The sequence below is a fragment of the Streptococcus sp. 9903 genome (assembly GCF_013276625.1).
Classification (GTDB): Bacteria; Bacillota; Bacilli; order Lactobacillales; family Streptococcaceae; genus Streptococcus.
This window is the reverse complement of the sequence record NZ_VMLI01000007.1, coordinates 1-24257: the sequence shown is the minus strand read 5'-3', so window position 1 is coordinate 24257 and position 24257 is coordinate 1. Positions and strand designations below refer to the sequence as shown.

Sequence of the window (24257 nt, the reverse complement as noted above, 5' to 3'; positions counted from 1 at the left end):
TTCCTAGTTTGCTCTTTAATTTTCATTGAGTATGAATTGAACATACTATCTATTTTCTATAAATCCTAAAGGCTGTAATACTTTCAATCCTTGTCATTTTGTGTTATCATGTAGAGGTAATGAAAGGAGAGAAAATGTCTGCTATAGAACGTATTACAAAAGCTGCTCACTTAATTGATATGAACGATATTATCCGCGAAGGGAACCCAACTCTACGCGCGGTTGCTGAGGAAGTCACTTTTCCCTTGTCTGACCAAGAAATCATCCTTGGCGAAAAGATGATGCAATTCCTTAAACATTCCCAAGATCCCGTAATGGCTGAAAAAATGGGACTCCGTGGTGGGGTTGGACTTGCTGCTCCCCAGTTAGATATCTCAAAACGCATTATCGCTGTTTTGGTGCCAAACATTGTCGAAGAAGGCGAAACTCCACAGGAAGCCTACGACTTGCAAGCTATTATGTACAATCCCAAAATCGTCTCTCACTCTGTTCAAGACGCTGCTCTTGGCGAAGGAGAAGGTTGCCTGTCTGTTGACCGCAACGTGCCTGGCTATGTGGTTCGCCATGCTCGTGTTACTGTTGACTACTTTGACAAGGATGGTGAAAAACATCGTATCAAACTTAAAGGCTATAACTCCATCGTTGTTCAGCATGAAATTGACCACATCAACGGAATCATGTTTTACGATCGTATCAATGAAAAAGACCCATTTGAAGTTAAAGATGGTTTACTGATTCTGGAATAAAGAAAATCCCGTTGCAAGACGGGGTTTTGTGTTATAATAGAGGCATGAAAACAAATGATATTGTCTATGGCGTCCACGCCGTTACCGAAGCCCTCCTTACGAACACAGGAAACAAACTCTACCTCCAAGAAGATCTCCGAGGTAAGAATGTTGAGAAAGTCAAAGAACTGGCTACAGAAAAGAAGGTGTCCATTTCTTGGACATCAAAAAAAGCCCTCTCTGAGATGACTGAAGGTGCTGTTCACCAAGGTTTTGTTCTACGAGTGTCCGAATTTGCCTATAGCGAGCTGGATTACATTCTTACCCAAACACGCCAAGAAGAAAATCCACTTCTATTGATTCTGGATGGCTTAACTGACCCTCACAACCTAGGCTCCATCCTGAGAACGGCCGATGCGACCAACGTTTCAGGTGTCATCATTCCCAAGCACCGTGCTGTCGGTGTTACTCCTGTCGTTGCCAAAACGGCCACAGGTGCTATTGAGCACGTTCCAATTGCTCGAGTGACTAATCTAAGCCAAACTCTGGACAAACTCAAGGATGAGGGATTCTGGACCTTTGGAACGGATATGAATGGGACTCCTTGCCACAAGTGGAATACAAAAGGGAAAATCGCCCTCATCATTGGAAATGAAGGCAAAGGCATCTCTAGCAACATCAAAAAACAAGTCGATGAAATGATTACCATTCCCATGAATGGCCATGTTCAAAGTCTCAATGCCAGTGTTGCTGCAGCCATTCTTATGTATGAAGTTTTCCGAAATAGACTATAAAAAGTTTCCAGTCATCTGATTGGAAACTTTTTTATGATTATACTCAATGAAAATCAAAGAGCAAACTAGGAAGCTAGCTGTAGACAGCTCAAAGCACTGCTTTAAGGTTGTAGATAAGACTGANNAGAACTGACGAAGTCAGTACCCATACCTATTCCAAAGCGAAACTGAGGTGGTTTGAAGAGATTTTCGAAGTGTATCAACTATGTTCGGTGATAAACTTGTAGGCTTCTTGACCAGCGATAGCTCCATCTCCAACTGCTGTTGTAACTTGGCGAAGGTCTTTCAAGCGAACATCTCCAACCGCAAAAATACCATCAACTGCAGTTTTCATGTGGTTATCTGTCACAATCCAACCTGCCTGATCTTGGATATTCAATGCTTTAACAAAATCGCTAACAGGATCCAATCCAACATAGATAAAGACACCACCGAAGGCTTGCTCTGTCACTTGACCTGTTTTCACATTTTCAAATACAACAGATTCTACTCGGTTTTCACCCTTGATTTCCTTCACTACAGAATCCCAGATAAAGCTGACTTTCTCATTCGCAAAGGCGCGGTCTTGTAAAACCTTTTGAGCACGAAGTTGGTCACGACGGTGAACAATGGTAACAGTCTTGGCAAAGCGAGTCAAGAAGAGGGCTTCTTCAACAGCTGAATCTCCACCACCAACTACCAACAAATCTTGGTCACGGAAGAAAGCACCATCACACACCGCACAGTAAGAAACACCACGACTGTTCAGTTCTTCTTCTCCAGGTACTCCCAAAGGACGATGTTTAGAGCCAGTCGCTACGATAACGGTACGAGTTTCATATGTTTGGTCATCAGTAATCACTTTCTTAAAATCACCATGATCTTCGACATTTTCAACATAACCATAAATGTGCTCAACACCAAGATTTTCAAGCGGTTCAAACATTTTTTCTGCCAATTCTGGTCCACTAATATTAGCGTATCCTGGGTAATTTTCGATATCAGATGTATTATTCATCTGACCACCTGGCAGACCACCTTCAATCAAAGCTACTTTCAGATTGCTTCGAGCAGCATACAAGGCTGCAGTCATCCCTGCAGGTCCAGCACCGATAATAATAGTATCGTACATATAGATTCCTTCTTTCTTGTTGTAACTATCTTTATTCTAACTCTTTCTTGTCAATCAAGCAAGGATTATGCCTTGAAAACAAGAATTAAACTCATAACCGCAAAGGATAATACTGGAACAACCAAGACTCCAATCATAATCATATCATAGAGATGGGCTTGGCGAGCCTTAGCTGTCTTATCAACTCCCGACATGGCTCTCAGTCCAATCCAAATCCCTAAAAAAATCAGGACGAGGATGGTGGTCAAGAGCAAACTCTCGAAATATAAAGAAAATAGTTGCAGTAGCATGATTTCTCTCATTTCTATCTTTTTTAAAGAGTAAACTCAGCTAGTCCAGCTAACTGAGTTTTTCTTTATCTATTATATCAAATATAAGTCCGTTTGTAACTAGCGAAGAATTCTTTTGTCCGCTCTTCTTTAGGATGGTGGATAATCTCATCCGGAGTTCCAGACTCAATGATTTTCCCCTTATCTAAGAAGAGAATCTTATCAGCCACTTGGGCTACAAAGGACATGTCATGGCTGACTAAAATCATGGTTTGACCTGACTTAGCAGCATCTGCAATAGATTTTTCTACTTCACCGACCAATTCTGGGTCAAGGGCTGAAGTTGGTTCGTCTAAGAGCAAGACATCTGGTTTCATAGCGAGAGCACGCGCCAAGGCAACCCGTTGCTTCTGTCCACCTGATAAATGACGAGGGTAATGATTCTCACGATCAGAAAGCCCAACCTTAGCCAACTCTTCCTTGGCAATCTTAGTCGCTTCTTGGTCAGACAATTTCTTGACAACAACCAAGCCTTCTTTTACATTATCAAGTGCTGTTCGGCGCTCAAACAAATTAAACTGTTGAAATACCATAGACAGCTTACGGCGTAGGGCAAGGATTTCTTCTTGAGTGATCTTAGAAAAATCAACTGAAAAATCATCAATCTGAATAAAACCACTGTCAGGTGTTTCAAGATAATTGAGACTGCGAAGGAAGGTTGATTTTCCAGCTCCTGAAGAACCAATCAAGGCTACAACTTCCCCTTTTTGGATATCCAAGTCCAGATGATCCAAGACAGTCTGTCCTGAAAAGGATTTGCTTAAATTCGAAATCTTAATCATTAACGAAGGTCTCCTTTCACATCTGTTTGCACTATATCGGGTGCAGAAATAGCCATTTTTCTCTCGATGAAACGACCGAGGCTTTCAATTCCGATATTGACTACCCAATAAACAAGGGCAACGGAGATGAAGCGTTCAAAGTAACGATAATCGGCACCACCCAAAATCTGAGCTTGGGCAAAAACTTCCACAACACCCGCACTGAAGGCTAGAGAAGTTCCCTTGGTCAAGCCGATTAGGGAATTGATTAAAGTTGGAGTCGCCACAACGGCCGCATTTGGAATAATCACGCGACGATAAACTTGTGCTCGGGTCATACCCAAACTACGTGCCGCCTCAATCTCACCAGGGTTAACTGAGAGAATGGCTGCACGAATGGTTTCACTAGCATAAGCTGCCTCATTAAAGGCAAAGGCGACAATCGCAAAAGCAGCGGCTGGAATCGCATTGATATTGAGACCAGTTCCCCATTGCTGATTGAGAGCTTTCAAAGCCAAAGGGATTCCGTAGTAGGTCAACATGAGTTGCACCAAAATCGGTGTCCCTTTTAAGAAGCTAACAAAGAAGGCCTGCAAGGGATATAAAATCTTGACACGATTGATTTTCACAATGGCAAAAAGAAGTGCCAAAACCAAGCCAAAAAGAGCACCACCAATTGTCAACATAATCGTTGTTGGAAGTTGTTGGACAATTCTCGGAATTCCATCAAAGACCGAACGCAAGCTAAACAGCTTGCCATCCGGAATCAATTGCATCAAGTTTTGGTACCAATCTGATGCTAAAATCGTTGTAACATTCATAAAAACATCCTCTCCTGATAATGATTCATTCTACCATACTTCTGCCGTCAATGAAATTATTTGCTACGGTCAGATACAGACTTTGTCTACCTACTAGTTTATCATACTTTGAAACAGGGAGGCTATATATTTTATCTATCAAAGAGATAGATAAAAACTATTTCAATCCCAATTCTTCATAAGCTTTTCGATAACCGATTTGCTTAACAGTTCCATTTTCTACTAAAATTGGCCGTTTTAACAACATACCATCGCTTGCTAGCAAGTCAGCTGCTTCTTGGTTTGACAGACTTCCTACCTTATCTTTTAGCCCTAATTCACGATATTTGATACCACTGGTGTTGAAAAATTGCTTCAATTCAAATCCTGAGGTTTCTAGCCAGTTTAAAATGACTTCTTGGCTGGGTGTTTCTTCGACGATATGAACGGCTTTGTAGTCCACACCTAATTGATTTAATTCTTGTTTTGCTTTTTTACAAGTTGAACATTTTGGGTATTCGATAAATTCTAACATGTCTTTCACTTTCTATTTTATATCTTTAAAATCTGCGCCTTCATGCTCCAAGAGCCAAGCTTTCTTTTCCACTCCTGCAGCATACCCTGTCAGACGCTTGCCTGACCCCAGCACACGATGACAGGGTACGAGGATGGACCAAGGATTGCGCCCCACTGCTCCACCAATCGCTTGGGCAGAAGCCACTTGCAGGTCTTGGGCTATTTGTCCATAGGTCACTGTCTGACCATAAGGAATTCCCTGTAAATAGGACCAAACTCTCTTTTCAAAATCCGTTCCGATTGGCGCCAAGGGCAAGTTGGATAAATCCTGAGGTTTGCCTTTAAAGTAATCATCTAAACAAGCAATAACTGGCTCTAAAATGGGGTGACTAACAACTTCTTCTATTATTTCATACCCTAGTCCCCTCTCAAAATGCTTCTGCTCCTGCACCCAAATTCCATACAAATAATGCTCATCAGCTACAAGAGAAAGGGAGCCAATCGGCGAAGAGTAGAACATTTTTGCGTACTTCTTTTGCATTATTTCTTTAATTTTTGATAGGCCAAGCGTTCGCCATCAACTGGAACCTTACCAACCTGTTTAAATCCGAGTTTTTCAAAAATATGTTGCATGGCCTTGTTTGCAACATGCGTATCTGAGCGAAAATCTAGATAGTCAAAACCTTCAATCAATCCCTCTAAGAAGGTTTGAGCTACTCCCTGTCCCTGAACATCTGTAGCCACAGCGATACGGTGAAAGACTAGGTATTCAGACTCTCCAGCTTGCCAACTTCCTTCATAAATGGCTTCATAGGCTTCCTCTGGACTCTTGGTCACAGCAGCATAGGCTAGCAGTTCTCCCTCTTCCAAGGCAACATAGGCTTGACCTGAGATAATATCCTCAATAATAACATCTGCATTTGGATAACCATTTTGCCACTGGTCACTACCAGCATCTGCTAAACATTTCTTAGCATCCTCCATCACCTGCATGATGGCATCTACTTCATTTGGAAAAGCTAAACGAATTTCCATCTTTTCTCCTCATTTCTGACTAGTTTCTCCCATCATAGCATAATTTAAGCCTTTCTACAAGCAGTTAAAACTTGACTTTCTGTTTTTATTATTTTATAATCTAGTTATTAAAACTAGATAAAAAGGAGTTGAAAATGAAAACTACCTTTTCCTACCCAAAATGGGCAGAAATTCCAAACATTGACCTCTATCTGGACCAGGTTTTGCTCTATGTCAATCAGGTCTGCGCCCCTATTTCTCCTGATAAAGACAAGGGCCTAACAGCATCTATGGTCAACAATTATGTCAAACATGGTTACCTGACAAAGCCTGACAAGAAAAAATACCAACGCCAACAAATTGCCCGTTTGATTGCTATCACAAGCCTCAAGTCTGTCTTTTCTATTCAAGAAATAGCCCAGACACTGAATACTCTACAAAGTCAAGCAAGTTCAGACCAACTCTACGATGCTTTTGTGGACTACATGAATCACGGAATTGATCCAGCTAACCCCATTATCCAAACCAGCTGCCAAACCGTTAAACTCTATCATCAAACTCTAGCCTTAATCCATCATACTCAAGAGGAGGTAATCCAATGAACACTAGTCTTAAACTCAGTAAACAACTCAGTTTTGGAGAGGAGATTGCTAATAGTGTGACCCACGCAGTAGGTGCAGTCATCATGCTCATCTTACTGCCTATTTCATCCACCTATAGTTATGAAGCACACGGATTTTTATCATCTATCGGTGTATCCATTTTCGTTATTAGTCTCTTTCTCATGTTCCTCTCATCCACCATTTACCACTCTATGGCCTATGGTTCGACCCACAAATATGTCTTGCGAATCATCGACCATTCTATGATTTACGTTGCTATTGCAGGCTCATATACGCCCGTCGTCTTGACCTTAATGAATAACTGGTTTGGTTATCTGATTATTGTCATCCAGTGGGGAACGACCATTTTCGGCATCCTCTATAAAATCTTTGCTAAAAAAGTCAATGAGAAATTCAGCCTTGCCCTTTACCTGATTATGGGCTGGTTGGTTCTAGCTATCATTCCTGCCATCATCAGTCAAACAACACCCATTTTCTGGAGTCTCATGGTAACTGGCGGACTTTGTTATACAGTTGGAGCTGGATTTTACGCCAAGAAAAAACCTTATTTCCACATGATTTGGCATCTCTTTATCCTAGCTGCGTCCGCACTCCAATACATTGCCATTGTTTATTACATGTAAAAAAGTTGAGAAATTCAGTCTCAACTTTTTTCTTTACACATATTAATAAAGTACTGGTGCAAGCGCACATCATCAGTCAATTCTGGATGAAAGGAAGTTACCAGCATATTTTTTTCTTGGGCTGCAACGATTTGATTGTCCACTGTTGCTAGAATTTCTATATCTTCTCCAACACTACTGATAATCGGACCGCGAATAAAGGTCATTGGAATCTGACCGACTCCCTTACATTCTGCTTCCGTATAGAAACTTCCTAATTGGCGCCCATAGGCATTACGCTCGACCACCATATCCATAGTTCCTAGATGACTCTCTTCCTGAGAAGTAATTTCTTTAGCCAGCAAAATCAAGCCAGCACAGGTTCCAAAGGCTGGTAAACCAGATAGAATGGCTTCTCGAATGGGAATCAGCATGTTCTGATCACGTAAGAGCTTGCCCATGGTTGTAGACTCACCACCAGGCAAAATCAAACCCGACAAGCCAGTCTGATCTTGCTGAAAATCCTCTAAATTTCTGATTTCAACACTCTCGACTCCTAATTGCTCTAGTACTTTTGCATGTTCTGCAAAGGCACCTTGCAAGGCCAATATTCCGATTTTCATCTATTTTCCTCGCTCTGCCATGAGAATTTGAATTTCATTCTCATTGATACCAACCATAGCTTCTCCTAAATCTTCAGAGATTTGAGCTAGGATTTGAGGATTACGGAAGTTAGTCACAGCCTTAACAATAGCACTCGCTCGTTTAACAGGATCTCCTGATTTGAAAATACCTGAACCGACAAATACACCTTCTGCCCCTAACTGCATCATCAGCGCAGCATCTGCTGGTGTTGCAACACCTCCAGCCGCAAAGTTTACAACTGGCAATTTCCCATGTTCATGGACATATTGAACCAATTCTACAGGGACTTGCAATTCCTTGGCAGCAACATAAAGTTCGTCCTCACGTAGGTTTTGAATGCGGCGAATTTCCTGATTCATCATACGCATATGACGAACAGCTTGGACGATATCCCCTGTACCCGGTTCTCCTTTGGTACGAATCATAGAAGCACCCTCAGCGATACGACGCAAGGCTTCACCCAAGTCCTTAGCCCCACAGACAAAAGGAACTTGGAATTCTTTCTTGTCCACATGGAAACGGTCGTCAGCTGGAGATAAAACTTCACTCTCATCGATATAGTCAATCTCAATAGCCTCTAAAATCTGAGCTTCCACAAAATGCCCGATTCTAACCTTGGCCATCACTGGAATACTAACCGCTTCTTGGATTTCCTTAATCATCTTTGGATCGCTCATGCGGGAAACTCCACCAGCTGCACGAATATCAGCTGGAATCCGCTCCAAGGCCATAACAGCTGCCGCACCAGCAGCTTCTGCTATACGAGCTTGCTCAGGATTTTGAACATCCATGATTACCCCACCTTTGAGCATCTGAGCCAAGTTTTTATTTAATTCATAACGATTTTCAGTCATTTGTTTATCCTCATCATTTGTATTGGTAGCTACCATTTCATTTTAAGTTAGATTAGAATGAATCACAAGATAAAAAAATCAAAATTGTATGGGTACAAATTACCTAAAAAACTATCTGACCTTCACTTAAGGCCAGATAGCTCATTCATTTTTATTTTTCAGCTGTAAGTGCAGCCATTGTGATGTAGTTGTATGGTTTGTTGAAGTGTGGTAAGAAGAATAGGTCTGTCAATGCCAATTTATCAATTGTCACATGCTCTTGGATAGCAAGTGAGAACATATGGATTCCCATGCTAATTGCAGAATCACGTGAAACCATTTGTGCACCAAGAATTTCACGGCTATCTTTGTCAAAGACAATCTTAATCGCTACTTCATGGTTATCATGTTTCATAAATTCTGGTTTTTGAAGATCGTTAAAGCCTGTTTCAGTCGCATTGTAACCTGCAGCTTTTGCTTTTTCAAGTGTCAAACCAGTTGAAACCATGTGAAGACCGTAGATTGAGATACCGTTTGATCCTTGTACACCGATTCCTTCCAATTCATGTCCACAAGCGTTGTAAGCACCAACAATACCAGTACGAACTGCATTTGAAGCAAGGGCGATGTAGCTTGTGTCTTTACGAGCATTGTCATAGACAGTCGCACAGTCACCAACGGCAAATACACCTGGGATAGATGTTTCTTGTTTCTTATCTACAAGGAAAGCACCGTTGCGGAAGAGTTCAATCTTACCATCAGCAAGTGCTGTGTTTGGACGGAAACCAACTGCAAGAACAACCATATCCACGTCGAAACTTTCTTTGTCAGTAATCAAGCGTTCAACTTTACCGTCACCTTCGATTGCTTTAACAGTTTGACCAAGAGCCAAGCGGATGTTGTGGTCTTCCAAGTTCTTCGCCATCATTTGTGTGAAGTCTTTGTCGTAGTAGCCGTTCAAAACAGTGTCTACGATATCAACAAGGACAACTTCTTTTCCAAGACGCTCGAAGGCTTCGGCAAGTTCAACACCGATATAACCACCACCAACAACGGCGATGCGCTCAAGGTGTTTACTCTTGTCAGCAAGTTTATTGATAACTTCTTCAGCATTTTGGTACAATTTCACGAATTGTACGTTTTCAAGAGTTGCTTTAAATTCGCGGTTGCCTTTAACAATTTCAACACCTTCGATTGGTGGCAAGATTGGTGTAGAACCTGTAGCGAAAATCAATTTTTCGTATGATTCTTTGTGCTCTTTTCCTTCAACTTCTGCTGTAACTACTTTGTTATCATAGTCGATTGAAAGAACTGGTGAGTTCATGTAAACTTTAGCACCTTTAGCTTCCAATTTTTCTTTATCAGAATAGAACAAGCCTTCAGCACCGTCAATTTGTTCCCCAATCCAAAGAGCCATTCCACATCCTAGGAAAGAGATGTTAGAGTTTTGGTCAAATACAACAATTTCGTTCTCATTTCCAAAATTATCCAACATGGTATTGATACATGCTGTACCAGCGTGGTTAGCACCGACTACAACGATTTTACTCATAGAAAAATTCCTACCTTCAATTTTAAATTTACTCTACTAGTATAACATTTACTGTTAGCGTTTTCAAGTGATTTCCTATTATTTCAGCATTTTTTATCAAAAATAATTCCCCATTTATCCTGTTTTCAAGACTAATGAATTTTTGTGAGCATATTTCTTGACTTTTTCCAAATTTCATTTGTAGAAAATCTAACTTTATGGTATTCTAATAACATGAAAATAAAATGTAAGGGCTTCAATTTAGATAATTGCTTGATATTACAACTTATTTTCTATAAGAGAAAGGAGTTGGTAGCTTGCCTCTTAGTTCACATTCTGAACGGCTAATGGGGACTACTATCACTATTTCATTAGTGGATGAGCGAGCCGATAGCTTGCTCCAAAAATCCTTTGATTTACTCAGAGAGCTAGAATACCGCTTCAATGCCAATAGTCAGGAATCTGAGTTGATGGAAATCAATCATCAAGCTGGAATAGCTCCAGTCAAAGTTCATCCAGACCTGTTTGAACTGATTTCACTTGGGTTAGAGCATAGCCTAGCGCCCTCTAGCCATCTCAACATCAGTATTGGTCCCTTGATTCAAACATGGCGTATCGGTTTTTCAGATGCCAAGGTCGCCCAACCTCAAGAAATTGAATCTGTGCTCCCTTTAATCAATCCCTACTATGTCGAGTTAGATTCTTCTACTTCCACTGTGTTTTTAAAACAGAAAGGAATGAAAATCGATCTTGGTTGTTTAGCCAAGGGTTATAGTGCGGATAAGGTTGCCCAATTTCTGAGAGAAGAGGGAGTGACATCTGCCTTAATCAATCTGGGAGGGAATATCCTGACCATTGGAAAAAATCAGGCAAGAGGAAATCAGCCTTGGCAAATCGGGATTCAAGACCCAGCCAATCCGAGGGGGAATCACTTAATGACCATCCCTGTTGTCAATCAATCTGTCGTGACTTCAGGCATTTATGAACGTCACCTGACCGTCGATGGACAAGATTACCATCACATTTTTGACAGTCAAACAGGATATCCTGTTGAAACAGAACTAGCGAGTCTAACAATCATCTCTGATAAATCAGTTGATGGCGAAATCTGGACAACTCGACTCTTTGGAGAAAGACCTGCTTCTATCCTTTGGCAAGTAGAAAGTTTGGAGGGCATCGAAGTCATCCTCATCGATAAGGAAGGTCACCTAAGTTGTTCTTCAGGAATTCCTACTCTATAGAAACAACTGTTTCAATGGAGTTTTAAAATCGTATTATGTAAAAAGAGAAAGGAAATCTCATGTTAAAACTTATTGCTATTGTTGGAACAAATTCAAAACGTTCTACAAACCGCCAATTGCTTCAATACATGCAAAAACACTTTGCTGACAAAGCTGAAATTGAACTTGTTGAAATCAAGGACATCCCTGTCTTTAACAAGCCAGCTGACAAGCAAGTACCTGCTGAAATTCTGGAAATTGCTGCTAAAATTGAAGAAGCAGATGGCGTTATTATCGGTACTCCTGAGTACGACCACTCTATCCCAGCTGTTTTGATGAGCGCTCTTGCTTGGTTGTCTTATGGTATTTACCCACTTTTGAACAAACCAATCATGATTACAGGTGCTTCTTACGGTACACTTGGTTCATCACGTGCTCAAATGCAACTTCGCCAAATCTTGAATGCTCCAGAAATCAAAGCAAGTGTCCTTCCAGATGAATTCTTGCTTTCACATTCTCTTCAAGCTTTTAATCCAAGTGGAGACCTAGTAGATCTTGATGTTATTAAAAAATTGGATGCCACTTTTGACGACTTCCGTATCTTTGTAAAAATTACAGAAAAATTGCGCAACGCACAAGCTCTACTTCGCAAAGATGCTGAAGACTTTGACTGGGAAAATTTGTAAGATAGGAGACCAAAAAGAATGAAATTTGTTGGACTTGTAGGATCAAACTACGATCAATCATATAACCGTAAACTCTTGGAATTCATCCGTCGTCACTTCAAACTCAAATTTGAATTAGAAGTTCTCGAAATTGACGAAGTTCCAATGTTCAACCAAGACGAAAAATGGGATGAAAGTTTCCAATTACGTTATTTATATAATAAAATTACTCGTGCTGATGGTGTCATCATCGCTACTCCTGAGCACAACCATACAATCTCAGCTTCCCTAAAATCTGTTCTTGAATGGCTTTCATACGAAGTTCATCCATTTGAAAACAAACCAGTTATGATTGTAGGAGCTTCTTACTATGACCAAGGTACTTCTCGTGCCCAAGTTCACCTTCGTAAGATTCTTGACGCTCCAGGTGTCAATGCCTATACGCTTCCAGGTAACGAATTCCTTCTTGGTAAAGCCAAAGAAGCATTTGATGTTGATGGGAATATCACAAATGAAGGAACTGTTAATTTCCTTGAAACATGTTTAGACAACTTTGTAAAATATGTGGGAGTCGTTTCAAAATTGAAAAAACCAAAACCAATCGCACCAGAAGATTTATATTGTACAAATCCAATCGCAACTACCATTCAAGGTGTTGACCCTGATGATCCTGAATGGGTAGAAAAAGCAGCTGAGCTTGTTGGAGCTGTTTCTGGTGATACTTACGTTAAATTAGACCACGGTATCTTGACCGTTAACCAAATTGACATGTTCTTGAAAGCAATGCCATTTGAGTTGACATATGCGGATGATAATAATCAATTCTTGTACTACAATAACGCCCACCAAGATCCAAACACAATGTATGGTAAACGTGTGCGTGTTCAAGCAGGTAGCCGCTTAGGAACAGTACATGCTTCCCTACCACCTGCAAGAATGAAAAACGTTGAATGGGTTGTCGGTGTACTACGTAATGGGGACCAAGAATATGTCCGTACAATTGTGCCGGGAACACCTGAAGGTGTTATTAATACACATAACTACAAGGCAATGTACTATCCAGATGGTTCATATGCTGGAATCAATGAAATCATCTTCAATTTCCAACCATGGCTCGATTGGTACTTGGAAACAACTGGTCAACGTCTAGTCGATGGAAATGCTGCAGCTCCTGCTGGAGGCCACGGTGGAGCAGATGCCACATCTGGAGCTTCTGATTCAGGTGATGCTGGAGGCCACGGTGATGGCGCAGACGCTACAGCCGGTGCAAGTTACTAATAATTTTAGGAACCATTATGGTTCCTTTTTTAGTGTCAAAAAGACTAGCAGACAAAAACTGCTAGTCTTTTGGTTATTCTTTCATCTATCTTTGTTAAAAGAAAGAATACTGATTATGAATTTGGATCATCGAGACTACGGCCATGTAAACCTTTTTCACGTTGGACTTGGCGTAGTTTTTCTGGTGTAACATCGTTTCCTTCTTCGTCCACAATTTTGATCCCTTCGACGTGGTGACGAACAGTGCGACGATACCCTTCGATGTACTCCTCACGTAGTTTAGCTTGTTCCACTTTTTCTTCTGGGGTCAAGCCTTCTGCTTTTTTCTTTTTAGCAAGCTCGTTAATACGAGCGATTTTTTTCGGATCCATTTCTTCTCCTTTGGGATAAGATAAAGCCTGTTTATCAAATTTTATTTAGTGTTAATTTGGTTAAAACGAGCAAACTTAGCTGCTTTTTGAGTTAAATGAGACAAGATTGCCAAACGATTTTGACGGACAGCCTGATCTTCGGCCATAACCATAGTATTCTCAAAGAAGGCATCGATGACTGGGCTAAGAGCAAAGAGCTGTTTCAATTGTTGACTTGCAGTCCCTGACAAAACAAGTGATTCTACTGCTTCTGCCAAGGCTTTCTCTTCTTCATTTTCAAAGAGAGCTGAATCAACTGTAGCTACTCCTTCTGCCTTCTCAGCCAAGTTAAAGGCACGAGAAAGTGATTCAACAGATGGTTTAAAGTCTTCTTCCTTGCTTGCTTCTACGAGAGCACTTGCTACTCCCAACATATCTGCCACAACAAAGTTTGATCCTGCAAGAACGGCTTCCTTGATATCTTTTGGAGTTGAACCCATCATTTTATCAACACGAGCCTTGATAAAGTCCATCACTTCTGCCTTATTTTCATAAGTCAAGCTGTCAAATTTCAAAGCATAAAGGCTATCAATCAGCTCGTCCATAGCAATGTGCCAACCAAAGGCATCCAAGATACGAACCACACCTTGAGTCGCGCGACGAAGAGCATACGGGTCATTAGAACCTGATGGAATCAAACCTACTGAGAAGAAACTCAAAATCGTATCTAATTTGTCTGCAATAGCAAGCACTGCGCCGACCTTGCTCTCTGGAAGTTCTCCTTCAGCTGAAGTAGGCATGTAGTGTTCACGAATAGCAGCTGCCACCGCTGGAGTTTCCCCAGCAAGAAGGGCATATTTTTCCCCCATAATTCCTTGGAGTTCGTCAAATTCACCAACCATACCTGTCAACAAGTCAAACTTGTAAATGGCTGCTGCACGGGCTAAGTCAATCGTTTCATCCGCTGACAAACCAGCTTTTTCTGCCAAGAGAATAGCAATCTGACCAGTACGAATCATGTGTTCACGAAGGGAACCAATTTTCTCATGGAAGGTTACATTGTTTAATTTTTCAACAAGGTCAGAAATAACTAATTTTTGGTCTTCACGCCAGAAGAATTCTCCGTCTTCCAAGCGAGCTACCAAGACTTTTTCATTTCCTTTGATGACATTTTCCAAATACTCTGCATTTCCATTACGAACAGAAATGAAGTTTGGCAAGAGCTTGCCATCTTGATCTCGAACAACAAAGTAACGTTGGTGTTCTTTCATTGAAGTCACCAAAACTTCTTCTGGAACTTCAAGGTATTTGGCATCAAAACTTCCCATAAAGGCAGTTGGGTATTCAACCAAGTTCAAGACTTCATTCAGCAAATCAGCATCAATTTCGATACATACACTGTGTTCAGCTTCGATTGCCTTAATTTGGTCAATAATCATTTGCTCACGTTCACGTGGATCTGCAATTACAAACTGACGACGAAGGTCTTCTTCATAGCTCAAGGCTGACTGAATCTTGGTTTCTTGTCCCAAGAAACGATGGCCACGGCTCACACGCCCTCCCTTAATATCAAGGAAATCCAAATCAAACTCTTCTTCATCTAAAAGAACAGTTAAAGTGTGAACAGGACGAATGTATTCAAAGGTGTTGTTAGCCCAGTGCATGCTGACAGGGAAAGTCAATGACTTCAAGACATCTACAACACCAGGAACAATGGCTTCAACTGCTTGACCAATTTCTTCCTTGGTAACATAGACATATTCTTCACCCTTGATTTCACGGAATTCGATATCTTCAACAGTCAATCCTTTTCCACGGACAAATCCTTGAGCTGCTTTGGTGAAGTTTCCATCACTATCCAAGGCAATTTTCTTTGCTGGACCCTTGAAGTCTTCTGTCAAATCAGACTGTTTGTCTGCAAGACCAGTCACACGAACAGCCAAACGACGTGGTGTTGAGAAGGTCTGAATAGCTTCAAAAGACAGGCGGTTTTCCTTGAGGAAGGCTGCCATTTTTTCGCCTAGTTGTTTTTCACTTGGTGTGACAACATAGGCTGGTAATTCTTCAAGACCGAGTTCTACTAATAAGTTTTTTGTCATGTTTTTTCTCCGAAAAATATCTTTTTATTTTCCAGTTTGCCTTATGTGATTGGCACGCAAGCAACCAACTTCGTTGTTTCATTGCTAAAATTGGAGCCAAAAGTCTCCAATTTTGCCTAGTATCCTTAGTTTCACTAAGGATACCTTCATCACTGCGGCAACTGGCTCAGGGCTCACTCTGTTCGCCCATTTTCGTAATTTGTCACTCTCTTTATTCTGCGTCTTCTGCTAAGAGTTTAGCTCGTGTTGCTTCATCTAAAAGTGGGTAGCCTAAGCGTTTTCGTTCTGCGACAAAGGTTTTAGCTACGACACGGGCCAAGTTACGGATACGAGCGATATAGCCTGCACGCTCGGTTACGGATACGGCACCACGCGCATCAAGCAGGTTAAAGGTGTGTGAACATTTGAGAACATAGTCATAGGCAGGGTGCACCAATCCTTCTTCCAAGGCGCGACCGGCCTCTTTTTCAAACTTATCAAAGTTTTCAAGCAACATTTCTTGATCTGAAATTTCAAATGAATATTTTGAATGCTCGTACTCAGGCTGGATGAAGATCTCTCCGTATTTTACACCATCCGCCCACTCGATATCATAGACAGAATCCACTTCCTGAATATAAGAAGCCAAGCGCTCCAAACCATAGGTGACTTCCGCAGTCACAGGGCCAGTTGTCAATCCACCTACTTGTTGGAAATATGTGAACTGGGTGATTTCCATCCCATCAAGCCAAACTTCCCAACCAAGACCAGCTGAACCAGTTGATGGGTTTTCCCAGTTGTCCTCAACGAAACGAATATCGTGCTCCAAAGGATTGATTCCCAATTTTTCCAAAGACTCAAGGTACAGTTCCTGAATATTTGATGGAGATGGCTTCATGACCACTTGGAATTGGTGGTGTTGGTAGAGACGGTTAGGGTTTTCCCCATAACGACCGTCAGCAGGACGACGTGATGGCTCTACATACGCTGCATTCCATGGCTCAGGTCCGATAGCACGAAGGAAAGTGTAAGGACTCATGGTTCCCGCACCTTTTTCATTGTCATAAGCCTGCATGAGCATACAACCTTGGTCATTCCAAAATTGTTGCAAAGTAAGGATGATTTCCTGGAAAGTCAATTTTTTAGACATTGTTTACTCCTTTTTCTATAAATTACTTGCGACACGAGTCTGCCTCGTCGATCATACGAGGCAAGACGAGTTAGTACTGCGTCTAGCTCAGACACTCTAGTGCTGAGCGTGGAGCAGCCCGACTGTAAGGAGATCTCTGCCACTGACGCAGTGAAATGTTAATTTTTTAGACATTGAATACTCCTTTTTTATAAATTACTTGCGACACGAGTCTACCTCGTCGATCATACGAGGCAAGACGAGTTAGTACTGCGTCTAGCTCAGGCACTCTAGTGCTGAGCGTGGGGCAGTCCGACTGTAAGGAGGTTTCTGCCACTGACGCAGTGAAATGTTAATTTCTTAGATATTGAATACTCCTTAATAAAAAATGATTTCTTGCGACACGAGTCTGCCTCGTCGATCATACGAGGCAAGACGAGTTAGTACTGCTTCTAGCTCAGGCATTCTAGTGCTGAGCGTGGAGCAGTCCGGCTGTAAGGAGGTTTCTGCCACTGACGCAGTGAAATGTTAATTTTTTAGACATTGTTTACTCCTTTAGTTTTTATATTTCTTTTTCAATTAATTTCTGCTGAACAAACCAATCCAACAAGGGAAGAGTTTTATCTGTATTTGCCCATAGATGATAAGAATCAAAGACCGCTTGTACACTACCTAGATTCTCTACCAACTTATCTATTGTCAAAAAACTACGCCAGTATTCGTAAAAAATACTTGCATAGTTCTTATCATAAGTCGAAGAACCAAAATCATTCAATGAATGCCAACCATACTTCTTCTGAAAAAGTTCTACGAGAGATTGATTACAAATTTTTTCCGCTTAAAATTCCTCTTCTGTCAAGAAATACTTGCGACTAATATATTCAACCATCCCCTCTTCGAACCAGATATAAGAGTCGTAACCATCAAAATCATCTAAAAAATGCTCCGACCAATGAGCTAGCTCATGTCCTACAATCTGTAAGAGAAAATTTTCAGATAAAGAATGATAGTGACTTTCTATTGCTTGAGTTTGCTCAGAACACTCGTAGTCCATCAACTGATACAAATACAACTCTTTCCAAACAGCTAAATCAGGCGTCATAACCATTCGTCTATTATTTGTATAGGCTGGAACAGCGCTTTCCCTAATAATCTGTATAGCAGCATTAAAACTTGACCAAATAACGGCTTGCGGTAAATCACAGACTGCAAGTTCATTCTTTAAAAAAGATTGATAATCTTTCAACTTTTCAGTATTTCTTACTACAAAATCACGAAATGCAGCTAGTTGACTATCGTCTTTTACAAGATAAAGGTTTTCCACGTCTCTCCTTTCTTTCACACAATAGACTGAATAAGAAAAAGAACCACATCTGACAATCCTAGGTTGATTTAACCTAGGGGCGTCAGAAACGCGGTTCCACCCTAATTTATTACTTCATTGTTTTTTAAAATACGACAGAAAGCGCCAGCTCATTATTTTGCCCTACTTGGCTCCCACTATCCCAAGCTCGCTTGAAGAACGCCATAAGACTTTCTTTCCTACTGACATTATATCAAAAATTAGAACAATGTACAATTCTTTTTATGATTTTCTAGAAATCCACATCATCAACTCGTGGAGCCCCCGACTGAACAGCTATCGTTTTTAAGGTTTCTCGTTCCTCATGACTTAGTTCAATTCCGAAACAATCAAGATTAGCCTGAATACGCGATGCTGTGACAGATTTTGGAAGTGGTAGAAATCCTTCTGCCAAGCTCCAGGCCAAGGCTATCTGAGCAACCGATTTTTCGTGATTTGTCGCAATTTCTTGCACTTGCTTGCTATCAAACAGTTCTCCCTGACCAAAAGGTCCCCAAGCTTCCAATAAAATTCCTTTTTCTCGACAGTAAGCTACGACTTCCTCTTGATAGACACCTGGAGCCAAACGAACTTGATTGACTGCTGGAACGATAGTTGCTGTTTCAAGCAAGGCATCCAAATGATGGGGAAGGAAATTACTAACTCCAATAGCACGGATTTTGCCTTCTTGATAGAGGTCTTCCATTGCTCTCCAAACTTCCGCATTGCGAGTTTTCCATGCGTCATTTTCTCTGAGCGGTTTTGGATTCGGCCAATGAATCAAATACAAATCCAAATAATCCAAACCCAGCTTCTCTAAAGACTCTTCGAAAGCCTGACGAGCTTGCTCATAGGTTTGCTGACTATTCCAAAGCTTGGTAGTTACGAACAATTCCTCTCGTGGAACTCCGCTATCTTTGATTGCTTGACCAACACTTTCTTCATTCTGATAAATCGCCGCCGTATCAATATGACGATAACCAGCCTTCAAGGCTTCTAACACTGCACGATAGGCTTCTTCTCCATCCTTAGCCTTAAAAGTTCCAAATCCCAATACTGGAATTTCTACTCCATTATTTAATTGATAGGTATTCATATGCTTCTCCTTCTATTTTCTTTATCATTTATAGCATAATTTTTTTGCTAATTAGTACTATCTTCTGTAAAAAATAAGTCTATCACATATCTGACAGACCTATTTTTGTTGCTTATTCATCACGACTATAATACAGTTCATGAGGTTTTAGGCGAGTATTGAGCATCTCTGGTATGGTCACAAAGGTATAACCCTGATTTTTCAAATACTCAATGACCCTTGGCAAAGCATTGACTGTCGGACTGTGAATATCATGCATCAAAACGATAGAGCCGTTAGCTACTTGATGCTGAATTTCCGTCAAAATAGCTGCTTCATTTTTACTCTTCCAGTCCAGACTATCCACATCCCACATGATAAAGCTCAAATCCAAGCTATTGCGAATATCATCTGTAATAGCTCCATAAGGCGGACGCATAAGTTTGGAACTAGAACCCAGCACTTTAGTTAGCACATCCTCAGTATCAGTAATCTGCTTTTTAGCTTCATCAAGAGAGAGTTGCGAGAGAATCGGATGGCTCCAACTATGGTTTCCAACAACATGACCTTCAGATTTTATCCTCTTCACCAAGTCCTCATTCCCAGAAACATTTTTCCCAAGCACAAAGAAAGTAGCTTTAACACCATATTTAGCTAGAGTCTCTAATGCCTGCGGAGTCGTTGCTGGATTTGGACCATCATCAAAGGTTAGAGCGACAACTTTTTGATGTTTCTTATCAAAGTAAGACTGGTACAAGGCCGCATCTTTTTCGAGTAAGTACGAAGATTGGATAACATCAAAGAAAGCAGATACTGGCAAGGCTATCTCTTCTAAATTTTCAACCGCAGGACTCGGATAAAGAATAATCTGACTATCCTTGTAATCAAAATTCCATGCAGATAAGTCTTGGTCAGAGAAGTTTTTTACAATCTGGTTACTCTGATCTTGATCCAATTTTTTATCCTCTATAAAGGAGGTGATTTCTTTTATCAGCTGTTCCTTAGCCTTACTAGCATCTGAAAACAGTTGGTCAAGTGTAAAAGGTTGCCCATCTTCTGTTAAGTGAACCTTTCCTAGACTGGTCTTTTCAGTCTCTTCAACCTTAAAATCAACTAAATCATAGATCTGTTTGGTCGCATTACGATTGACGACTCCCTTTAAACCTGACTCTTCTTGCTCTGTATAGTAGAAAACAAGATTGTCCTTACTTTCTAGCTTGTCCTTAATATCTTGATTTATCAGCTCCTTAACAGAGGAAATCACTTGCTCCCCTTGGAGAGGATAATAGGCAATCACTTCGGTTTGACCCTTACGAAAATGATCCTTCTGATTTCCCTCACTCAATTGATCGTCCTTCTCTTTTTTGAGCGATTCAATCTTTTGCTCAAAACTTTTTTGCTGATACATTTTAAAAGCAATAAATCCGCCTAATAAGCAAATAGAAATTGCTAAAATACCAATCAAAGCCAATAATACATGTCTCTTTTTCCCGTGTCTGCCACGTCCCAGTCTACTTTTATTCATATTTATATCATAACAAATTTGAGCAATAATTTCAATGATACAGTTTGGCAATCCACAATTCCTCTAGCAAGCCAAAGCATCTCACATCAACTCTATCAGCCCTATCTGTAGAGATTATGTAGTTTTCTATCTATGGAATTTCTAGTAGATTGAAGCTAGAATAGACACCGTGATTTCTAAAAACATTCTGAGAAATTGATTTATTTTTCCCAGTCGATTTATCCTCAAACATCTCTATACCTCTGATATTTTCTTGATAATACTATATACCCAAGCACTTGTAGTTTTACCTTCAGCTAGTAATGTTGACTTTTCTTCTTCAGATAATTTTTTCCGTAAGTAGTCAATCTGCTGAGAAGTAATGTTCTCTTTCCCCATTTCCTTGACAGATTGTATCACCATTGCAGTTAAGGTTGACATATTTGAAATATCTCCATTATTTCTATGCTTAAATTCTATCCTTGCCTTACCAACATTAAAACTGGCATATCTTCCATCTGATATATAGGTCCATTTTGCTGGTACCTGCGTAGATAAACCAAGTAAATTAAGGGCTGTGTTTCCCGATGGAGCAATGGTCCAATTATATTTTCTAGCAATAGCATCAGCAACTTCATCCACAGATGCCATTGCATACTCTCCAATCAGTTCTATATATTTTGGTTTATAATAAATACCTTTCAAAATGCGAGTAACCTTTTTGTCTTTTACAAGACGATTTAATGTCCTACGAACAGTTTCATATCCTGCAATATCAAAGAAAGCATTTGCTATAAAAACTTGATTCGATTCAAAATTTTCTATCCTGTTTACTATTTCCTGCTTATCGTTCATCTATCACACCTCCTTTGCACCGAATATGATGCTACTTTTGGTGCAAAAAGTCAAATGAGAGTCATTTTATCAAGAGGGAACAGACCTCTTACAATTTCTTATGTAACATCTCTATCCATTTTTATCCCATTTCTTATTTCAGTAATAGCTTGATTATAAAAATCATGATAATCAGCCGTATTTATTTCTTTTATAATAACGCCATATGTACACAAGAGTATTCTCACATTATCATCTAAATATCCAACTTTCGAGTAAAAATACACCTTTGTAAATTCAAAATGTTTCTTCTTGTATGCGAGTAGCCACCACAAATCGATTTCAGCTAAATCGAAAGCAAAACCAAGGATATGCACATCATTGCTTACAAAACAATCAATCCATGAATGATGATAAAAATCATTTTTAGAATTCCATCTTCTTAATAATTCAGATGTATATCCTATCACCTGCGAAAGCAAATAACCATAATGGTATTGTCCTAGTATAATAGAATTTTTTCTGGTTGCTATTCCATGTATATGCCATAGTTTTTTTCGATCACCTAATTTTATATATTGATAGATTCCTAGCTCCCTCTCCTTTTTATTGATTTCCCCCTCCTTCCCATATCCATATAGATTTAAGATTTTTCCAATAGATGGATTAGTACAAATTGTTTTTTCAAATTCAAAGCTGTAATTCGTCGTCAAAATATTCTCTACTTCTAACGTTAATAAGTCCTCAAGAAACTCTTTCTTTTTGAAATCGTCATCTTATCCTTCAAAAAATCAGTTAGTTCCTCTGCGACAGTTTCTTCTTTCCCCTTATAGAGTACTAAAATCCTCATTGGAAAACGCAAAGAATCGCTTATCTCAGCATGTAATGAACGTTTCTCCGCCTCTTTTTCACCTCTAAACTTGTCGACATTAAAGAAATCATCATTTTCTGGCTCGCTTGCAAATAATCTATTGATTCCATTCCCTACTAATAAAATAGGTTTGTTTTTTCTACTTTCATGTTTCCCCATTCCATTACCCTTTCTATTTTTAAAGCGCTTACATCTATTCCTAAAGAAAGATGGATAGAAAGACGCTTTTCAACTTCTTTCTATCCATTACTTCCTTCAAGAGTCCACACCAGCAATTTTCAGTTCCATTTCATGAACTATCTTACTTGTCTCGTGTTTCTTCTTTATCTTACTCTGCCATTGAAGACTTCTACTGATACTAGAGGAGGAAGCATTCCCATCCAAAAGACGGTGTCCTGTTCCCAGAACCATTTCCTCGCTAGAAGCTGAAATATTCCCACTACAGGTTTGCGACTAACTTTTCCTATCGTCATTATCCAGCAATGTAGTAACTTCTATGGTCGCCTGCGATATTTCAACATGTCGCTTATCTTAACTGAGCAAGAATAGCTTTGAGTTTCTCAATCAACTCATCTTCTGTGTGGTCAAACTCTTTCTCATTGGCTAGGAAGGCAACTGCTTGAGCGAGAGTTTCTCGTGCTTGGTCGAGGACTTTCGCATCTACATTTGTAAGGTCGCTTTCTTGCAGAACCTTAGTTAATTCCTTGGTCAATTTCTTGAGTTCTGACTCTTTCTTGCGACGCGCGATGAGGAAGAGAAGGAGACCAAGAAGGGCGAGCAGGCTGCCAATCATCGTACCATATGGAAGATGATCTTGTTCTTTCCTTGTTTCTTTCGTTTCTTCTTCATCCTTAGTCGCTTGCTTACCTCTCAAGGATTCGAGTGCTTCTTTGACCTTGGCAGTCATCTCTTTCAAGCCTGCCTCTGTCAAGTCAGCATTTCTAAGGGCTTCTTGACCCTCTCCGAGAATGACCTTCGTAGCGTCGATGACAGATTGATCAATACCATCCAAGTCTTTCAAACGAGTTTCTAGTTCTTCAACCAATCGAGCAAGCTCAGACTTGTCAACAGGACGAATCTCGCTAGGAGTCGCTGTATTGCCTGAATTGTTTGAAGTGTTTGTAGAAACTGGTGTTTCTTGAGCTGGAGTACTTGCTTGAACCTGTCCAACAGTAGATGATGGAGTAGCAGGGTTCGTGTTGCTACTATCATCAGTCGTCACACCAGGGACTGGAGTGTTACCACTATTACCTGGTGTCACACTGTTGCTATTGCTGTCAGCAGGGGTGGTAGTACCGCCGTTGTTCGTGTTAGCACTGTTATTAGTGTCGCCAGACAACGCTGTCTTAGATGCTTCTAATGCTGACTTGTCGACGTTCGTCAAGCCTGTACGAGCAGTATCTAGGGCTGTCTTAGCTTCATCTGCTTTCTTCTTAGCTTCCGCTACTTCTGCTTCTGTCGCATTACCATCCGCAATCACTTCCTCAGCTTTCTTCAAGGCTTCTTGAGCTTGAGTCTTAGCTGTTTCGAAAGCTTTCTTACTTGCTTCTGTCTTACCAGCTGTTGAAGTTTCTTGGTTGATGTCGCCAGACAACGCTGTCTTAGATGCTTCTAATGCTGACTTGTC

Annotated in this window: 27 protein-coding genes and 1 pseudogene; 8 read left to right on the top strand and 20 right to left on the bottom strand. The window is 40.4% G+C overall.

Features of this window, described 5'->3' with window-relative positions; all coding sequences use genetic code 11:
* The first annotated feature begins 134 nt into the window (after positions 1-134).
* The gene (gene def, locus HT696_RS03840; RefSeq protein WP_045611905.1) at positions 135-746 is read left to right on the top strand and encodes a peptide deformylase; all 612 of its coding nucleotides are present in this window, start codon (positions 135-137) and stop codon (positions 744-746) included.
* Between the two features lie 44 nt (positions 747-790).
* Positions 791-1519 carry a 23S rRNA (guanosine(2251)-2'-O)-methyltransferase RlmB gene (gene rlmB / locus HT696_RS03835; protein ID WP_173282843.1) on the top strand — a complete coding sequence of 243 codons (729 nt, stop codon included), beginning with the start codon at positions 791-793 and terminating at the stop codon, positions 1517-1519.
* A gap of 199 nt (positions 1520-1718) precedes the next feature.
* Here the strand turns inward: rlmB and trxB are convergent, their stop codons facing one another.
* The 7 genes from trxB to HT696_RS03800 all read right to left on the bottom strand — a co-directional run bounded on the left by trxB (position 1719) and on the right by HT696_RS03800 (position 6071).
* Positions 1719-2630: a thioredoxin-disulfide reductase gene (trxB, locus tag HT696_RS03830; protein WP_173282844.1), complete on the bottom strand. Its 912-nt coding sequence runs from the start codon at positions 2628-2630 to the stop codon at positions 1719-1721.
* A gap of 65 nt (positions 2631-2695) precedes the next feature.
* Positions 2696-2920 (bottom strand): DUF4059 family protein, encoded by a 225-nt coding sequence (locus HT696_RS03825; protein ID WP_057487646.1) that lies wholly within the window; start codon positions 2918-2920, stop codon positions 2696-2698.
* A gap of 77 nt (positions 2921-2997) precedes the next feature.
* Entirely contained in the window at positions 2998-3741 is a 744-nt protein-coding gene (locus tag HT696_RS03820; RefSeq protein ID WP_024057829.1) for an amino acid ABC transporter ATP-binding protein, read from the bottom strand.
* Positions 3741-4541 (bottom strand): amino acid ABC transporter permease, encoded by an 801-nt coding sequence (locus HT696_RS03815; RefSeq protein WP_044792179.1) that lies wholly within the window; start codon positions 4539-4541, stop codon positions 3741-3743. The genes HT696_RS03820 and HT696_RS03815 overlap by 1 nt, the downstream gene beginning before the upstream one ends.
* Before the next feature lie 157 nt (positions 4542-4698).
* Positions 4699-5055 (bottom strand): arsenate reductase family protein, encoded by a 357-nt coding sequence (locus HT696_RS03810; protein ID WP_173282845.1) that lies wholly within the window; start codon positions 5053-5055, stop codon positions 4699-4701.
* A gap of 12 nt (positions 5056-5067) precedes the next feature.
* Entirely contained in the window at positions 5068-5577 is a 510-nt protein-coding gene (locus tag HT696_RS03805) for a methylated-DNA--[protein]-cysteine S-methyltransferase (protein WP_173282846.1), read from the bottom strand.
* Complete coding sequence (locus HT696_RS03800) at positions 5577-6071, bottom strand: GNAT family N-acetyltransferase (protein WP_173282847.1); 495 nt, start codon at positions 6069-6071, stop codon at positions 5577-5579. Before HT696_RS03800 ends, HT696_RS03805 begins: the two co-directional genes overlap by 1 nt.
* 134 nt (positions 6072-6205) lie before the next feature.
* On the opposite strand from HT696_RS03800, the gene HT696_RS03795 reads away from it, so the two are divergent.
* Entirely contained in the window at positions 6206-6652 is a 447-nt protein-coding gene (locus tag HT696_RS03795; protein ID WP_173282848.1) for a DUF1836 domain-containing protein, read from the top strand.
* Positions 6649-7296 (top strand): hemolysin III family protein, encoded by a 648-nt coding sequence (locus HT696_RS03790; protein WP_173282849.1) that lies wholly within the window; start codon positions 6649-6651, stop codon positions 7294-7296. The genes HT696_RS03795 and HT696_RS03790 overlap by 4 nt, the downstream gene beginning before the upstream one ends.
* A 20-nt stretch (positions 7297-7316) precedes the next feature.
* Here HT696_RS03790 and pdxT read toward each other — a convergent pair whose 3' ends face one another.
* From pdxT to HT696_RS03775, 3 genes are all read right to left on the bottom strand, one after another.
* Positions 7317-7898, bottom strand: coding sequence for a pyridoxal 5'-phosphate synthase glutaminase subunit PdxT (pdxT, locus tag HT696_RS03785; RefSeq protein WP_173282850.1), 582 nt, complete (start codon positions 7896-7898; stop codon positions 7317-7319).
* On the bottom strand, positions 7899-8774 hold the full coding sequence (gene pdxS / locus HT696_RS03780; protein WP_000138526.1) for a pyridoxal 5'-phosphate synthase lyase subunit PdxS: 876 nt from the start codon (positions 8772-8774) through the stop codon (positions 7899-7901).
* 151 nt (positions 8775-8925) lie between these two features.
* Positions 8926-10305 (bottom strand): FAD-dependent oxidoreductase, encoded by a 1380-nt coding sequence (locus HT696_RS03775; RefSeq protein WP_173282851.1) that lies wholly within the window; start codon positions 10303-10305, stop codon positions 8926-8928.
* A gap of 144 nt (positions 10306-10449) precedes the next feature.
* On the opposite strand from HT696_RS03775, the gene HT696_RS10685 reads away from it, so the two are divergent.
* Genes HT696_RS10685 through HT696_RS03760 form a run of 4 tightly spaced genes read left to right on the top strand, consistent with a single transcriptional unit; the run spans position 10450 to position 13447 of the window.
* Positions 10450-10632 (top strand): hypothetical protein, encoded by a 183-nt coding sequence (locus tag HT696_RS10685; RefSeq protein ID WP_345789467.1) that lies wholly within the window; start codon positions 10450-10452, stop codon positions 10630-10632.
* Positions 10602-11525 carry an FAD:protein FMN transferase gene (locus HT696_RS03770; protein WP_173218658.1) on the top strand — a complete coding sequence of 308 codons (924 nt, stop codon included), beginning with the start codon at positions 10602-10604 and terminating at the stop codon, positions 11523-11525. The genes HT696_RS10685 and HT696_RS03770 overlap by 31 nt, the downstream gene beginning before the upstream one ends.
* A 59-nt stretch (positions 11526-11584) precedes the next feature.
* Entirely contained in the window at positions 11585-12190 is a 606-nt protein-coding gene (locus tag HT696_RS03765) for an NADPH-dependent FMN reductase (RefSeq protein ID WP_033677008.1), read from the top strand.
* 18 nt (positions 12191-12208) lie between these two features.
* Positions 12209-13447 carry an NAD(P)H-dependent oxidoreductase gene (locus HT696_RS03760; RefSeq protein WP_173282852.1) on the top strand — a complete coding sequence of 413 codons (1239 nt, stop codon included), beginning with the start codon at positions 12209-12211 and terminating at the stop codon, positions 13445-13447.
* 113 nt (positions 13448-13560) lie between these two features.
* Here HT696_RS03760 and HT696_RS03755 read toward each other — a convergent pair whose 3' ends face one another.
* The 10 genes and pseudogenes from HT696_RS03755 to HT696_RS03710 all read right to left on the bottom strand — a co-directional run.
* Positions 13561-13818, bottom strand: a complete 258-nt coding sequence (locus HT696_RS03755; protein WP_173282853.1) for a DUF896 family protein — start codon at positions 13816-13818, stop codon at positions 13561-13563.
* Positions 13819-13859: 41 nt separating this feature from the next.
* Positions 13860-15896: a glycine--tRNA ligase subunit beta gene (glyS, locus tag HT696_RS03750; RefSeq protein ID WP_173283350.1), complete on the bottom strand. Its 2037-nt coding sequence runs from the start codon at positions 15894-15896 to the stop codon at positions 13860-13862.
* Positions 15897-16107: 211 nt separating this feature from the next.
* On the bottom strand, positions 16108-17025 hold the full coding sequence (gene glyQ, locus HT696_RS03745) for a glycine--tRNA ligase subunit alpha (protein ID WP_044814430.1): 918 nt from the start codon (positions 17023-17025) through the stop codon (positions 16108-16110).
* A 541-nt stretch (positions 17026-17566) separates the two neighbouring features.
* Positions 17567-18328 (bottom strand): annotated as a pseudogene (locus HT696_RS10680) (elongation factor Tu).
* Positions 18329-18599: 271 nt separating this feature from the next.
* Complete coding sequence (locus HT696_RS03735) at positions 18600-19442, bottom strand: aldo/keto reductase (RefSeq protein ID WP_173253497.1); 843 nt, start codon at positions 19440-19442, stop codon at positions 18600-18602.
* A gap of 112 nt (positions 19443-19554) precedes the next feature.
* Positions 19555-20946 (bottom strand): peptidoglycan-N-acetylglucosamine deacetylase PgdA, encoded by a 1392-nt coding sequence (pgdA, locus tag HT696_RS03730; protein WP_173282855.1) that lies wholly within the window; start codon positions 20944-20946, stop codon positions 19555-19557.
* Positions 20947-21180: 234 nt separating this feature from the next.
* A complete protein-coding gene (locus tag HT696_RS03725; protein ID WP_173253499.1) occupies positions 21181-21780 on the bottom strand; it encodes a DUF6088 family protein in 600 nt (199 codons plus the stop codon).
* 98 nt (positions 21781-21878) lie between these two features.
* The gene (locus HT696_RS10675) at positions 21879-22472 is read right to left on the bottom strand and encodes a hypothetical protein (RefSeq protein WP_234990550.1); all 594 of its coding nucleotides are present in this window, start codon (positions 22470-22472) and stop codon (positions 21879-21881) included.
* Positions 22473-22492: 20 nt separating this feature from the next.
* A complete protein-coding gene (locus HT696_RS03715; RefSeq protein ID WP_234990551.1) occupies positions 22493-22789 on the bottom strand; it encodes a hypothetical protein in 297 nt (98 codons plus the stop codon).
* Positions 22790-23156: 367 nt separating this feature from the next.
* On the bottom strand, positions 23157-24257 hold a 1101-nt coding region (locus tag HT696_RS03710; protein ID WP_173283349.1), incomplete at its 5' end, for an FIVAR domain-containing protein.

Bases quoted from the DNA above. Each gene is read 5' to 3' on its own strand.
- HT696_RS03765 (WP_033677008.1), top strand. From the start codon at position 11,585: ATGTTAAAACTTATTGCTATTGTTGGAACAAATTCAAAACGTTCTACA.
- HT696_RS03800 (WP_173282847.1), bottom strand. From the start codon at position 6,071: ATGGAAATTCGTTTAGCTTTTCCAAATGAAGTAGATGCCATCATGCAG.
- pgdA (WP_173282855.1), bottom strand. From the start codon at position 20,946: ATGAATAAAAGTAGACTGGGACGTGGCAGACACGGGAAAAAGAGACAT.
- HT696_RS03795 (WP_173282848.1), top strand. From the start codon at position 6,206: ATGAAAACTACCTTTTCCTACCCAAAATGGGCAGAAATTCCAAACATT.
- HT696_RS03790 (WP_173282849.1), top strand. From the start codon at position 6,649: ATGAACACTAGTCTTAAACTCAGTAAACAACTCAGTTTTGGAGAGGAG.
- HT696_RS03805 (WP_173282846.1), bottom strand. From the start codon at position 5,577: ATGCAAAAGAAGTACGCAAAAATGTTCTACTCTTCGCCGATTGGCTCC.
- HT696_RS03735 (WP_173253497.1), bottom strand. From the start codon at position 19,442: ATGAATACCTATCAATTAAATAATGGAGTAGAAATTCCAGTATTGGGA.
- HT696_RS03820 (WP_024057829.1), bottom strand. From the start codon at position 3,741: ATGATTAAGATTTCGAATTTAAGCAAATCCTTTTCAGGACAGACTGTC.
- HT696_RS03725 (WP_173253499.1), bottom strand. From the start codon at position 21,780: ATGAACGATAAGCAGGAAATAGTAAACAGGATAGAAAATTTTGAATCG.
- glyQ (WP_044814430.1), bottom strand. From the start codon at position 17,025: ATGTCTAAAAAATTGACTTTCCAGGAAATCATCCTTACTTTGCAACAA.
- HT696_RS03810 (WP_173282845.1), bottom strand. From the start codon at position 5,055: ATGTTAGAATTTATCGAATACCCAAAATGTTCAACTTGTAAAAAAGCA.
- def (WP_045611905.1), top strand. From the start codon at position 135: ATGTCTGCTATAGAACGTATTACAAAAGCTGCTCACTTAATTGATATG.
- rlmB (WP_173282843.1), top strand. From the start codon at position 791: ATGAAAACAAATGATATTGTCTATGGCGTCCACGCCGTTACCGAAGCC.
- HT696_RS03815 (WP_044792179.1), bottom strand. From the start codon at position 4,541: ATGAATGTTACAACGATTTTAGCATCAGATTGGTACCAAAACTTGATG.
- pdxS (WP_000138526.1), bottom strand. From the start codon at position 8,774: ATGACTGAAAATCGTTATGAATTAAATAAAAACTTGGCTCAGATGCTC.
- HT696_RS03715 (WP_234990551.1), bottom strand. From the start codon at position 22,789: ATGGGGAAACATGAAAGTAGAAAAAACAAACCTATTTTATTAGTAGGG.
- glyS (WP_173283350.1), bottom strand. From the start codon at position 15,896: ATGACAAAAAACTTATTAGTAGAACTCGGTCTTGAAGAATTACCAGCC.
- pdxT (WP_173282850.1), bottom strand. From the start codon at position 7,898: ATGAAAATCGGAATATTGGCCTTGCAAGGTGCCTTTGCAGAACATGCA.
- HT696_RS03775 (WP_173282851.1), bottom strand. From the start codon at position 10,305: ATGAGTAAAATCGTTGTAGTCGGTGCTAACCACGCTGGTACAGCATGT.
- trxB (WP_173282844.1), bottom strand. From the start codon at position 2,630: ATGTACGATACTATTATTATCGGTGCTGGACCTGCAGGGATGACTGCA.
- HT696_RS03825 (WP_057487646.1), bottom strand. From the start codon at position 2,920: ATGCTACTGCAACTATTTTCTTTATATTTCGAGAGTTTGCTCTTGACC.
- HT696_RS03755 (WP_173282853.1), bottom strand. From the start codon at position 13,818: ATGGATCCGAAAAAAATCGCTCGTATTAACGAGCTTGCTAAAAAGAAA.
- HT696_RS03760 (WP_173282852.1), top strand. From the start codon at position 12,209: ATGAAATTTGTTGGACTTGTAGGATCAAACTACGATCAATCATATAAC.